Genomic DNA, 13,175 nt, shown 5'->3' with positions numbered 1-13,175 from the left:
TAATATGGCTTTACTTTAACTATTTTCTTTTAAAATATCTAGTCACTGTATACAGCAAACGACATGCTACGTCGTGCAGTGTTGAGGCTTTATCTTTATCACTATTAAAAATCAGCTTCCCTCTGTGCAATACTATTCATTATTTTGAAGTATCAACATCTTAGCGAGGATTACAAATAGAAAGGACTCCTTAGAGCCCTGAAAAACACCATAAAATATCAGTAATGCCAACGATTATTTATTATTACGATGCATACTGAGAGTGACGCTACCCAGCTCTACGCCAAACTTTTTCATGACTGAACGATTGAGCATGACATCGTCATTAATAAGATACATCCAATCATCAAAATTCACTTTGTACGTCTTGTCTTCAACGGGCAACTCTAATACGTAATTCCAATGCAAGGTATTGCCAACCACTTCCCCTGTCGCCTCGCCAATGACATCACCTGCCGTACCTTTCCAACTGCCATCCACTTGCTTGGTCAGTCGCCATATACGCTGCGATTTTGTGCCATCTGCCCATGCGAACTTTTCGTCCAATACAATGACATTATCGCCTTCGTGAGTGGCATCAATATCGACGTAAAAGCGTTTTTTGACCTCGCCATTGCGACCTTGAAACATGCCCCAGCCATCAATCTGACCGGAGAAAAATTCATGCATATCGAGCGTTGGTGAGGTGTTTTGATAAGCCTGAATATTTTGGGTGGCGCAGCCAGAGGTCAAAAGCGTGGCAGATAGCCCAAAACCTATCGCAAGTTTGACCATTGCTCGGGGAACAACATCTTTACCAAAAAAAGCACCATTCAACAGCATTTTAAACTGACTCATATTAATTCCTTTTAAACAGAGATGAATTTTTAGTTTTCACTTATTAGGGTCTGTCTACGCGGTTACTGTCTACTCAGTTTTGCCCATTTAGGCTTATTTCTATAACCTTTAGATTGTTGCATAGTTAATCTATTAAAGATCTAATGGACTTTGCGCCAAGCTCGATAGCTGCTGCCGTGAATCCTCTGTCAACTGGGTCTTATCCAGCTTTAAATAAGCCACTTGTTCTTTTGCCATGACCACCAGTTCATCAACGCCGTCGACTGCTAGCACTTGCCGCGACCAATCTTGTATGTTGATGTTTTTGGGAATCGTAACGGTCGTACTTGATAAATATGGTGGATCAGCAATCGGGATAATAAGCAGCAACGAAATGCCCATAATGATAGCCAGTATCCCCCACGCCAGCAGATTAGGCTGACTCAGTAACAAGCCACCCATTGCCCCGCCCACAAATGCACCAAAGAACTGACTGGAAGAATTCAGCCCCATAGCCGTGGCTTTATTGGCAACTGGTGCGCGCTTGGATATCCACGAAGGAATTGTTGCTTCAAGCAAGTTAAAGCCCATAAAGTACAGCAGCAACCCCAATATAATACCGATACCGACCTGACTACCCAATGCTAGCACTGCTAAGGCGACGGTCATCAAGGCAATCGCACCCAAGAATACTTGGCGCATTTTGCGTTTCTTTTCGGCAATGATAATGAATGGTATCGCGACGGCAAAGCCGATAAATAGCAATGGCAAATAAACCAAACCCTGCTGACGTACGGATAGACCCATCACGTCATTGAGCTGATGCGGCAATATAACAAATATCGCCGTCATGGTCAGATGAAGGGCAAAGATACCGATATGTAAGCGGTTTAAATCGCCGATTTTTAGTACCGTCGCTAACTGCTGACCAATCGATTTATTATCCAAATTATGCTTGAGCACTCGTAGCGGCGTCGGTACGAAAAAAAGCAGCAGCATCGCGAGAATAGCAAACCCTGAGGTCAACCAAAACAGCCCAGAGATACCAAGCGAACCGACCAATAGCGGACCAAAAGCAAATGCCAACATGATGGAAGTCGCAATGGTTAAGCCCATCGTCGCCATAGCTTTGGTGCGCATCTCTTCGCGCGTCACATCAGCGAGTAGCGCCATCAATACCGCAGAGACCGCGCCACTACCTGCCAGCGCCCGACCGATAATGACTTCATAAATATCCGTGGCATTGGCAGCGATGATACCGCCAAGAGCAAATAGCACCAGACCCAAAAAGATAATCGGCTTACGTGGAAACTTATCAGCAGCAAGGCTCATCGGTATCTGAAAGATCGCCTGCCCTAGCCCATAAATACCGACCGCTAAGCCAATTAGAAACGGTGTCGCATGCGCATAATTGTCGCCATACACAGAAAATACGGGCACAATCATAAACAAACCAATCATCCGCAAGGCAAATATACCACCGACCCCGAGAATTGCCCGTTTTTCTACGCTATTCATACTTGCCTCACTGGTTCGTCATTGCTGATTTGTCACTGCTGCGCTGCTTATACTATTGTGACTCTATCAAGGCTTTAGCTATAAATTAAGCCCACTAGTATAAGACATTCGCCATCAGGTTGCCGAGACTTTTGTCTTTTTACGCTTCCTTTGACCATTCCTGCACTTACCTGTAGGAGTGACACCATAATTTTGTTACCAAGTGCATCTGATGGGTCACCATACCTTGAATAATCCCTCCATCATGACAATAAAGCAAGGCAGCGCAGACATTGTTGCCTAAACAGCACTTATGACGCATGTCCTTATAAAAAGGCATATCCTAAAGCGACACAGCTTGAACTGATACAGCTTGGATAAATTTATAACAAACCCTCCCTATTAGTTAACACTGATTTGATTTAGATTTGCTTATTAAAGTCAAAACAAAGCACAAAATAAAAACCGTCATTTATATTGTTCGATACAACGCTTAACTTTTATCAAACGATATGCATTTGAGAACTATCCACGCTTTTGTTTAACCCATAAACTCACCTTAAATTACCCATAGTCATTAGTTACTCATATTAGTTACTCATATTATTATTGAACGACGACCATCTTTTTTAAATACCATTTTAGCAAATAGGAAACCTATCACCGATGGCACATGACCATATCGCAATACGCGGCGCACGTACTCATAATTTAAAAAATGTCGATTTAGACATTCCACGAGATAAGTTCGTGGTGATCACTGGCTTATCAGGTTCTGGTAAATCTTCATTGGCATTCGATACCTTGTATGCCGAAGGGCAACGTCGTTATGTCGAGAGCTTGTCGGCGTATGCGCGTCAGTTCCTCTCGCAAATGGAGAAGCCTGACGTCGATAGCATCGAGGGCCTATCCCCTGCGATTGCTATCGAGCAGAAATCGACCAACCATAATCCGCGCTCAACGGTTGGTACGATTACCGAGATTTATGACTATCTGCGCCTGCTCTATGCGCGTATCGGCACGCCTTTTTGTCCTGAGCATGGCGAGCCAATGGTCGCGCAGTCAGTCACTGAGATGGTTGATCAAGTCATGGCTCTACCAGATGACACCAAAATCATGATTTTGGCACCCGTCATTCGTGAACGTAAAGGCGAACATACGGTTTTGCTTGAGCAATTAATTGGTCAAGGCTTTGTGCGCGTACGTGTCGATGGCGATGTCTACGATACTGATGAGCTACCAACACTCGATAAAAAGAAAAAACATACCATTGAAGTTGTCGTTGACCGCTTTAAAGTTCGTGATGACTTAGGTAACCGCGTCGCTGAAAGTTTGGAGACGGCGCTACGTTTAGGCCAAGGTTTGGTGACACTGCACTTTATGGATGGCAATCCAAAAGAAGGCGGCGATGAAAACCAAGTCATGTCAGCCAAGCATTCTTGCCCTGTTTGTGATCGTGCCGTGTCTGAGCTTGAGCCGCGCATGTTCAGTTTTAACAATCCATACGGCGCGTGCCCAAGCTGTGATGGTCTTGGTAAACGTCAGTATTTCTCTGCCGAAAAACTCATCACCCATCACGAAAAATCCCTCAACCAAGGCGCGATTAATGGCTGGGATAAACGTCACGCTTATTACTTTGGTTTGCTCTCTACCGTTTGTCATCATTTTAAAATCGACATGGATGCACCGTGGCAAGACCTGCCAAACGCGCAGCAAGACCTTATTATGAACGGTTCTGGTAAAGAGAAGCTCACCTTTAACTTCACTGATGAGCGCGGTCGTAAAACCAACAAGACCGTACCATTTGAAGGTGTGCTGCCTTATTTAGAACGTCGCTATGCCAAAACGCAAAGTAACCTCGTACGTGACGAGCTAGCCAAATACTTAGCTGATACCACTTGTAACGTCTGTGATGGCGCGCGGCTCAATGAAATTTCACGCAATGTCCGCGTTGATGAGCACACCATTGCTGAAATCGTCAAAATGTCTATCGGTGATGCAGCTGATTATTATAAAACACTAAAAATTGGCGGTCACAAAGGTGAAGTCGCGGAAAAAATCTTTAAAGAGATCAATGAGCGTCTAAACTTCCTTGTCAGTGTCGGACTTGATTATTTATCGCTTGCCCGCTCTGCTGAAACGCTATCGGGCGGTGAAGCACAACGTATTCGTCTTGCTAGCCAAATTGGCGCGGGTCTAATGGGCGTCATGTATGTACTTGATGAGCCATCAATCGGTCTGCATCAACGCGATAATGATCGTCTATTAAAAACCTTAACGCGCTTGCGTGATTTGGGCAATACGGTATTGGTCGTTGAGCACGATGAAGACGCCATTCGCCAAGCGGATCACGTTATCGATATCGGTGTCGGTGCAGGCGTACATGGCGGTCATATCATCGCTCAAGGGTCAGTCGATGACATCATGGCCAATAAAGAATCGCTGACTGGACAATATATGTCTGGTAAGAAAAGAATCGAGATTCCAGCGATTCGTCATAAAGCCAAAACTATGGAAGTCGAGGTTACAGGCAAAGCCAAACCCAAGAAAGTACCGATGACCATTGAGCTAAAAGGTGCGTCTGGTAACAACTTACACGATGTTGATTTGTCTTTACCAATCGGTATCATGACCTGTATCACGGGTGTCTCTGGTTCTGGTAAATCGACCTTGATTAACCGTACTTTAATGCCACTTGCCGCGACTCAGTTAAACAATGCTTCGACGCTCATCGCGGATAAGCATGACAGCATTAGCGGTCTTGAGCATTTGGATAAAATGGTCGATATCGATCAAAGCCCGATTGGTCGTACACCGCGATCAAACCCAGCAACGTATACGGGCGTGTTTACCCCAGTACGTGAAATGTTTGCACAAACCCAAGAAGCGCGCGCTCGTGGTTATAAAGCCGGTCGCTTTAGCTTCAACGTAAAAGGCGGACGCTGTGAGATGTGTCAAGGTGATGGTCTTATCAAAGTTGAGATGCATTTCTTACCGGATATGTATGTGCCGTGTGATACCTGTGAAGGCAAGCGCTATAACCGCGAGACCTTAGAGATTCACTATAAAGGCAAAACCATCGCCGACGTGCTTGATATGACAGTCGAAGATGCCACTGAGTTCTTCTCAGCCATTCCAGCGATTTATCGTCGCTTGCAAGCCTTGATGGATGTCGGTCTCAGTTATATTCGTTTGGGTCAGTCTGCACCGACGCTATCAGGTGGTGAAGCACAGCGTGTTAAGTTAGCGCGTGAGCTTGCCAAACGCGATACGGGACAAACGCTCTATATCTTGGATGAGCCGACCACTGGCTTGCATTTCCATGATATCGATAAGCTGCTCAATATCTTGCATGCGCTACGTGATAAGGGTAATACCATCGTGGTCATTGAGCATAACTTGGACGTCATCAAAACGGCGGATTGGGTGGTTGATCTTGGCCCTGAAGGTGGTAAAGGTGGCGGACTGATCATTGCGGAAGGCACGCCTGAGGAAGTGGCAGAAGTCAAAGAGTCATACACGGGTATATTCTTAAAGCCAATGCTAGAGCAAGGTATGAAAGAAGTCAGCTAATACCGTTAGTCATGATTGATAAAAGGCTACTCTTTAGGGGGTAGCCTTTTTTTATGTTTGAAATTGGGTTATTGGATTTTATTCCTCAACACTAAATTGTATTACACTCAGTGTGTTTGATATTGAATTCCTCGTAGTTATACTAAGTATTTCAAAAAGCGAAAAAGAGACAAAAACATGCCTACTATAGAAGAAAAAATCAGTCAAGCTGAATACATCATTCATCAATTTGAACTAGAAGATTTAGGGACAGCTTTTGCTATTCTAAATGAAATTATTGTTGATGATCGGGCAACTGATTTTGAGATTGCTGATGCTTTAAATTTAAAAGGATTCATAGTTGCAGGACCTGCTCCATGCCATACTGAATATGAAGAAGATGAAACTGGGCTGATCTATTACTTGCAAGCTTTAAAACATAATCCTTACCATCTTGGTTCGCTACTGAATATAATTAATTCATTTACCGAGCATGATATGAGACAGCCCTTTACTCGTGAAAATAAGCCTGCTTTTATAAAGGCTTACAAAGTATTGAGAGATGATTTATACGATAGTCTGGATGAAAATGGTAGAAATTGTCTGCTTAGATTTTCTGATACATACGACAAATTTAAGCAAGAAGGATTGTGACAAATCAGAGAACTCTGTTGAGTATTTGGGTCAGATGACTTAAGTAGGTTTGACTAGAAATTCAATACTAGAGGATTATATTCTGCGTGATACCATGAAATTTCATCAAGAAATATTAGCGGAATGTTGGTATGACAAAATTGGTACCGTATGGCTAATGCGTATGCATTGTAAAATAGAGTGAGCAGAACCTATCATAACAGCTATGGCTCATGGACGCTCATAAGCTTTCATAATCCAAATTATTAATAATAAGCCCATAATCTTATGAATTTCAATACACATTTAGAAAAGACCAAATTTGCTATTATTAGTGCTCTAGATAGTGAAAAATCAATATTGATTAGTGAGTTTATAATTATTCTGAAGAACTCGGCTTATTTATTAAAGACAGATAAATTTAATTTTTGGATTGATGAATTGCAAAACATCAATAATTCAGAAGTCCCAATTATAAAGCGTGCAGTCATTGAAGCTCAAAAATCATGGAGTGAATATAGTTCTAGTAGAACAACCTTTGGAAATATATTGTTAGATACATGTGAAAAATTATTTACCTATTCGCAGGAAGATGACTTCTGTAGCACGCAGGGTCAGTTCCACTATTATAAAGATAAGAATACAAATCTAGTTTTCAAGCAAAGTGTATTTGGTTATATTGAATATGTTGATAGAGCTATAGATATCAGTGCTGAACCTCAATTTGGTCTCGCCTTGGTTTCAGATTTACATAAAGTCGTTGTAGTTGATGACTTATATTAGCTCGTAGGTTGGGTTGACGAAGGAAACCCAACTGTCTCATATTCATCCAAACCAACTCGTTAGGTCTCATCCTTCGACACCAAACTACAATCCAAACCCGAAATTACCTACAATCCGTAGGTTGGGTTGACGAAGGAAACCCAACAAAATTAAGTAATATCAGCTAACAATTATCATTTTCAGAATAGCATGCAATATCGAAGGCACTATCAAAAAGGAGCAACCTACTTTTTCACTATCAACCTAGCTGATAGGTCTAGCGATTTGCTAATCAAAGAAATTGCAACACTTAGACGCGCCTTCAAACTCGTTAAACAAAAACACCCCTTCTACATTGATGCCATTGTTATCTTGCCAGACCACTTGCATATGTTATGTACTATGCCAAATAATGATGCAGACTTCTCTAAACGAATAAAACTCATTAAATATTATTTTTCTTATAAAATTGCCAAAACAGAATCTATTTCGAGTAGTAGACTTAAAAAAAGCGAGCGTGGTATTTGGCAACGTCGATTTTGGGAGCATTGCATTCGCGATGAATCAGACTATCGAGCACATATTGATTATATTCATATGAACCCTATTAAACATGGGTATGTTAAACAGGCTAAAGACTGGCAATATTCTTCATTTCATCGATTTGTGACGGATGGTTTGCTTCCTATCAATTGGGGCGGATGAGTATATTCTTTTTTAAAGTAAATGTTGGGTGTCACAAGCTCCACCCAACCTACAAGTTAAACATTTTTCAGACTTGAGATAATTACCAATTAACCTAAACAAACTCCCTCTCAACATTCATCACCCGCGCATCTACCGTCCGTTCTATTTTTTCTTCAATTTGACTGCATTGCGACTCGACCTCACGTTTAAACAATCCAACGATCACAAACGTCCATTCACTAGCATCATACCGATCACGCTCGCCGCTCTCACATACCGCGACGCTTGGCGTATTGCCAAAGCGTGCATGCAAGCCGCCCATCCGTTGGCGCTTTTCTTTTAATGAGCCACAACCGGGTAGAGAAAAGGTCAAAGTTAGAATGACGATATGCATTTTATTCTCCTTACGACAGTGGTTTACGCTTTATAATAGTAGCAAATAAGCACGGCAAGTTATGCTATCGTTACCTTGCCGTATTGATACCTCATAACCACTCACAATGCTCATACTTATACTATTCACAAATATCCCAATAGCCAACATGCGTATCTAATCAATGACCTCTATCAGCTACGTAAAGCAGCAGCACATTACTCGACTATGCGTGCGCTGCGGATTACTCCTTATGCAATATGGCGCTGAGTCTGCCGTGGTGGTGGACTTATGCAAACGCTTGGGGCTTGCATTGGGTATGAACAGCGTAGAATGTTCGCTGAATTTTAATGCCATAACCTTGACCACCATCTGTGATGAGCGCTGTATCACTACCACCAGAGACACGATTAATCAAAGCATCAACGTCAATTTACTGGTACAAATCCAGCAAATTATCAATAAAACCGAAGCCGACACAAATAGCGACAAGCCAGATAACAATCAGCTGAAATCTGAGCTGACTGACCGCACCACTCTTGCCTTCGATGAGCTGGATAAAACCGTGTATCCAACGTGGCTAGTAGGCATATTTGTTGGCGCGTCTTGTGCGGCGTTTGCTTACCTGAATGGTGGCAGTTGGTCGATTACCGCAGTGACATTTATCGCTGGTATGGTAGCGATGTTCACCCGTATTTACCTGTCCAAGCAGCATTTCAATCCTTTTATCACCGTCATTGTGACAGCATTTATTGCTTCCTTAATTGGAGCGACGACCTATTATTTTGATATTGGTAATAATGCCGATATTGCCGTTGCCTCTAGTGTGCTCTTACTAGTACCAAGCTTTCCTTTGATCAACTCTTTCTCAGATATCTTAAAAGGCTATGTCAATATTGGGATTGGACGTGCGGTTTTTACTTATATGCTGACCCTATCAGCGTGCGTTGGCATCGTGATGGCACTGGTTTTACTTCGCATACAGCACTGGGGGTTTTAAGATGTGGTTCATTGAAACCGTTGCGCTGTCGTGTATTATTACCCTTGGTTGGACGCTGATGTTTAGCGTACCCAAACGCTATATCCTGCCTTGCTTGCTGATGACTGCGTTTGGCTTCGGACTAAAGACGGCTCTTGTTTATCAGCATGTGCATCTCGTGGTTGCTAGCTTTTTTGGGGCGATGCTTGCCAGCTTTTTAGGTGTATATTTTTCCAAGAAATACACCCTACCGCCTAAAGCATTAATTTCGCCCAGTGTCATTTGCATGATGCCCGGTATCGCCGCTTATAAGGCGATGGTGAGTATGGTACAGATTGGCTATTTTGGTTTTTCGGACGAATTATTTAGCCAAATGATGGTGTATTTATTTGAGGCTTTATTTGTAACCTCAGGATTGGTACTAGGTTTGTCCATTCCCGGACTGTTATTTTATAGACGGCGTGCCATTGTTTAAGTAGGTTTAGGCGGGTTTAAGTAGATTTAGGCAGGTATAGACATTTAAATGTTAGGCTGTTTCTAGCGAAAAACTAACCACATCGAAGCGACTTAACATACCCTAACCACAAAAAACTTGTAAGATGGATGATAAGACCCATTACGGTAGAGTCCAAGATAGCACCAATAACAACTTAATAAAGAGATTCATTATGACCAAACATTATGACTATATCGCCATTGGCGGCGGCAGCGGTGGCATTGCTTCAATCAACCGTGCGGCGAGCTATGGCAAAAAATGTGCCATTATCGAAGCCAACCAATTGGGCGGTACTTGTGTGAACTTGGGCTGTGTACCCAAAAAAGTGATGTGGTATGGCGCGCAAGTTGCCGAGGCTATTCATAAATATGCGCCAGACTATGGGTTCGATGTGGATGTTAAAGGTTTTGACTTCCAAAAACTGGTGCAGAGCCGTCAACAATATATCGAAAATATTCACCGCTCTTATGACAATAATTTGGCCAAAAACGGTGTAGAAGTCATCAAAGGCTTTGCTAAATTCGTCGATACCAATACCGTAGAAGTGAATGGCGAGTTGATTACCGCTGACCATATTTTGATTGCCACGGGCGGTCACCCGATTCAGCCAGATATCAAAGGCGCAGAATACGGCATCGATTCTGATGGCTTTTTTGCTTTGAACCATTTGCCAAAACGTGTGGCGATTGTGGGCGCAGGCTATATCGCTGTCGAGATCGCAGGCGTGTTAAACAGTTTGGGCGCTGAGGTGCATTTGTATGTACGCCAGCACTCGCCGCTACGCTCATTTGATCACAGTGTGGTAGAGGCATTACTCATAGAGATGGAGCAAGACGGTATTCAACTACATACCAATACCACACTCACGGAAGTCAATAAAAATGAAGATGGCAGCCTGACTTTATGTACTGAAAATGGCAGCTTAGACGCGACAGATTGTTTGATTTGGGCGATTGGTCGTGCGCCATCGACAGACAATATCAACCTGCAAGTGACGGGTGTAGAAACGAACGAAATCGGCAAAATCAAAGTCGATAAGTTCCAGAACACCAATGTTGCAAATATCTATGCGGTCGGCGATATTATCGAAGATAGTGTGGATTTGACCCCAGTGGCGATTGCCGCAGGTCGCCGCTTGTCAGAGCGCCTATTTAACAACAAGCCTAATGAGCATTTAGACTATACGTTGATACCGACCGTTATCTTTACCCACCCTGCTATTGGTACGATTGGCTTGTCTGAAATCGACGCGGTTGAACGCTATGGTAAAGACAATATCAAATGCTATAACTCAACATTTACCTCGATGTATAGCGCGGTGACCCAGCATCGTCAGAAATGTATGATGAAACTGGTGTGCTTGGGCGATGATGAAAAAGTCATTGGTCTACACGGTCTTGGATTTGGTGTCGATGAGATGATTCAGGGCTTTGCGGTCGCTATCAAAATGGGCGCGACTAAAGCTGACTTTGATAATACCGTTGCTATCCATCCAACTGGTTCAGAAGAGTTTGTGACGATGCGTTAGTTTGATAGATTGGAATATATTAAAAAAGGCTACCCTTAACGAGGTAGCCTTTCTTTATAGATAGTGACTTGCACTACTTGCTACAAGTCCCTTTTATTCCGAGCTTGAGGTCAGCGATTGCTTCTCTGCCTTCACTTTCAGGTACTAACTTAACACCCGCACCACCAACAATTAAACCTGGCTTAATATATTGTTTTACAAAGTAATTATTACCCGCTGTAGTATCAATCATTAAATCGTTAGGAGAAAACTCAGATTCGGTAGAAACTTTGTGCTGCATATTGCCTAGTACTTCATGATAGAAGAAAGTGCCGCGCGCAGTTTCACCAATACATTCATCATCTACCCACACATCTTTCTTTAAAGCCCCACCTACCACACTATTGCTACGATAAATATATAGCCCAGCATTGTTGCCGCTAGGTGCTTTCACTTGCTTGAGTACGTTTGATACTTCAACATTTTCAGTGGGTACAGAAGCACAACCGGCAAATAGTATTGATGTAATCGTTAGAAAAGCGATTTTTTTTAGCATGTTATCTCTCTAAGAATAAGGGTGGCTTTATCTAATATATTTCAATGACTTTATTATGAATAAGTTATAGGAACATGGCTCAGTTTCAATAGTCAAAACCAACTCATCACTCGCTCGATAAACCTTAAAACTGGTTTTGCAAGTGCCTCAATTATCAGTAATAGCCATGTGATATCTATATGACTATTACTGATAATTGAGATTTTCGTTGATTATTTATCACTAATCCCCTCGTTCTTAATGTATCTATAAAGTTACTCGAACTATATAGAATTATATCTTAGAATCCAACTTAGTTTCTCGATATTTGCCTATTTTTATTCAATATCTATTTTCTATACTTGAATCACCTCTATTCTAATAGCTCTGGGAAATTTAAGCGAAGTCACGTTCATACTGGCAGCACAATCCCGATACTGCTATGATGCAATTAATACTGACCGTTGAGAGATGACTGTGTGGCAGGTGTATTTATTTATATTACCGATTGGTATTGGGATCATGACATTGGCAGCAAGCTTGTTATTTTTGTTTGCTTATCTGATGTCTGATGACAATGCCACGCGCTTGCCCGCTTTTAACTGGTTTAAGCGCTTAATTATCGTGGCATTTATCCTGCTAAGTGTTGGGCTATTTATGACCTTTGGTCATTTTTGGGGTTAATAAAATCAGCCTTTGAACATTCAAGATTTTTTAATGAACCATTTTTTCTAATTCTAACAATTCCAAATCCTCACGCTTTGGCTCGCCATTATTGCCATCATTTGGAAACGGCATTTTATTACCATTTAACTGATAGCCGCGGCGCTGATAGTAAGCCAACAGCTCAGGACGATGGCTCAAGATAGACATGGTCAAACGTGCAGGGTTTTTATCAGCTGCTTGCCCATCTGACGATAAATGACGAGTAGCGAAAGTTTCTGCTGCTTGCAAAATCACATTGCCAACGCCCTGCCCTTGTAGCACAGGATGTACCGCAAACATACCAATGTAGGCTTTTTTGTTTGAGTCATTATTGGTTTTGATATCGACCGCGATACAACCGAGTAGCTCACCCGTTTCTTCTGCCTCACGTTCACCACTGGTTGTTTTTGGATACACAAACAGATAGTGTTTAGGATTTGCGATGGTATTAGCCAGCTCATCTGGCGTGATACGAATACCGCCGACCAAATTTGCCTCATTGGTCCAGCCTCCCGTTTCCCGATAACAGCAGTTTAATAACTGCTCAAGTGCGTCAATATCACTTGCAGCCGCCTGACGCAAAAATACCGAGTCTTTGCTCAAGTAATCTTTATTTATAGTGTTTTTATTCAT

Annotated in this window: 13 protein-coding genes; 8 read left to right on the top strand and 5 right to left on the bottom strand. The window is 42.4% G+C overall.

What is annotated here, in order from left to right; all coding sequences use genetic code 11:
* Positions 1 to 234: 234 nt before the first annotated feature.
* On the bottom strand, positions 235 to 837 hold the full coding sequence (locus AAEY72_RS04415) for a DUF3833 domain-containing protein (protein WP_352309577.1): 603 nt from the start codon (positions 835 to 837) through the stop codon (positions 235 to 237).
* Positions 838 to 969: 132 nt separating this feature from the next.
* Positions 970 to 2,334 carry an MFS transporter gene (locus AAEY72_RS04410; RefSeq protein WP_194619259.1) on the bottom strand — a complete coding sequence of 455 codons (1,365 nt, stop codon included), beginning with the start codon at positions 2,332 to 2,334 and terminating at the stop codon, positions 970 to 972.
* 645 nt (positions 2,335 to 2,979) lie between these two features.
* On the opposite strand from AAEY72_RS04410, the gene uvrA reads away from it, so the two are divergent.
* The 4 genes from uvrA to AAEY72_RS04390 all read left to right on the top strand — a co-directional run bounded on the left by uvrA (position 2,980) and on the right by AAEY72_RS04390 (position 7,965).
* The gene (gene uvrA / locus AAEY72_RS04405) at positions 2,980 to 5,886 is read left to right on the top strand and encodes an excinuclease ABC subunit UvrA (protein WP_352309576.1); all 2,907 of its coding nucleotides are present in this window, start codon (positions 2,980 to 2,982) and stop codon (positions 5,884 to 5,886) included.
* Between the two features lie 177 nt (positions 5,887 to 6,063).
* Positions 6,064 to 6,519 carry a hypothetical protein gene (locus AAEY72_RS04400; protein ID WP_352309575.1) on the top strand — a complete coding sequence of 152 codons (456 nt, stop codon included), beginning with the start codon at positions 6,064 to 6,066 and terminating at the stop codon, positions 6,517 to 6,519.
* Positions 6,520 to 6,786: 267 nt separating this feature from the next.
* Positions 6,787 to 7,281 carry a hypothetical protein gene (locus AAEY72_RS04395; RefSeq protein ID WP_352309574.1) on the top strand — a complete coding sequence of 165 codons (495 nt, stop codon included), beginning with the start codon at positions 6,787 to 6,789 and terminating at the stop codon, positions 7,279 to 7,281.
* 189 nt (positions 7,282 to 7,470) lie between these two features.
* The gene (locus tag AAEY72_RS04390; protein ID WP_502945344.1) at positions 7,471 to 7,965 is read left to right on the top strand and encodes an REP-associated tyrosine transposase; all 495 of its coding nucleotides are present in this window, start codon (positions 7,471 to 7,473) and stop codon (positions 7,963 to 7,965) included.
* A 94-nt stretch (positions 7,966 to 8,059) separates the two neighbouring features.
* On the opposite strand, the gene AAEY72_RS04385 is transcribed toward AAEY72_RS04390, so the two are convergent.
* On the bottom strand, positions 8,060 to 8,341 hold the full coding sequence (locus AAEY72_RS04385; RefSeq protein WP_352309573.1) for a DUF503 domain-containing protein: 282 nt from the start codon (positions 8,339 to 8,341) through the stop codon (positions 8,060 to 8,062).
* A gap of 163 nt (positions 8,342 to 8,504) precedes the next feature.
* Between AAEY72_RS04385 and AAEY72_RS04380 the strand changes: the two genes are divergently transcribed.
* The 3 genes from AAEY72_RS04380 (at position 8,505) to gorA (ending at position 11,323) form a co-directional block, all read left to right on the top strand.
* Positions 8,505 to 9,320, top strand: coding sequence for a threonine/serine exporter family protein (locus AAEY72_RS04380; RefSeq protein ID WP_352309571.1), 816 nt, complete (start codon positions 8,505 to 8,507; stop codon positions 9,318 to 9,320).
* Position 9,321: 1 nt separating this feature from the next.
* Positions 9,322 to 9,774: a threonine/serine exporter family protein gene (locus AAEY72_RS04375; protein ID WP_194619273.1), complete on the top strand. Its 453-nt coding sequence runs from the start codon at positions 9,322 to 9,324 to the stop codon at positions 9,772 to 9,774.
* Positions 9,775 to 9,967: 193 nt separating this feature from the next.
* A complete protein-coding gene (gene gorA / locus AAEY72_RS04370; RefSeq protein WP_194619275.1) occupies positions 9,968 to 11,323 on the top strand; it encodes a glutathione-disulfide reductase in 1,356 nt (451 codons plus the stop codon).
* A 73-nt stretch (positions 11,324 to 11,396) separates the two neighbouring features.
* On the opposite strand, the gene AAEY72_RS04365 is transcribed toward gorA, so the two are convergent.
* On the bottom strand, positions 11,397 to 11,858 hold the full coding sequence (locus AAEY72_RS04365) for a DUF2846 domain-containing protein (RefSeq protein ID WP_352309570.1): 462 nt from the start codon (positions 11,856 to 11,858) through the stop codon (positions 11,397 to 11,399).
* 450 nt (positions 11,859 to 12,308) lie between these two features.
* On the opposite strand from AAEY72_RS04365, the gene AAEY72_RS04360 reads away from it, so the two are divergent.
* Positions 12,309 to 12,521 carry a hypothetical protein gene (locus AAEY72_RS04360; RefSeq protein ID WP_010201362.1) on the top strand — a complete coding sequence of 71 codons (213 nt, stop codon included), beginning with the start codon at positions 12,309 to 12,311 and terminating at the stop codon, positions 12,519 to 12,521.
* A 30-nt stretch (positions 12,522 to 12,551) separates the two neighbouring features.
* Here AAEY72_RS04360 and AAEY72_RS04355 read toward each other — a convergent pair whose 3' ends face one another.
* Entirely contained in the window at positions 12,552 to 13,175 is a 624-nt protein-coding gene (locus AAEY72_RS04355; RefSeq protein WP_352309569.1) for a GNAT family N-acetyltransferase, read from the bottom strand.

The organism is Psychrobacter sp. W2-37-MNA-CIBAN-0211, from assembly GCF_040309405.1.
Taxonomy (GTDB): domain Bacteria; phylum Pseudomonadota; class Gammaproteobacteria; order Pseudomonadales; family Moraxellaceae; genus Psychrobacter; species Psychrobacter glaciei.
The sequence above is the reverse complement of the archived record's forward strand: the minus strand, read 5'-3'. Positions and strand labels throughout refer to the sequence as shown.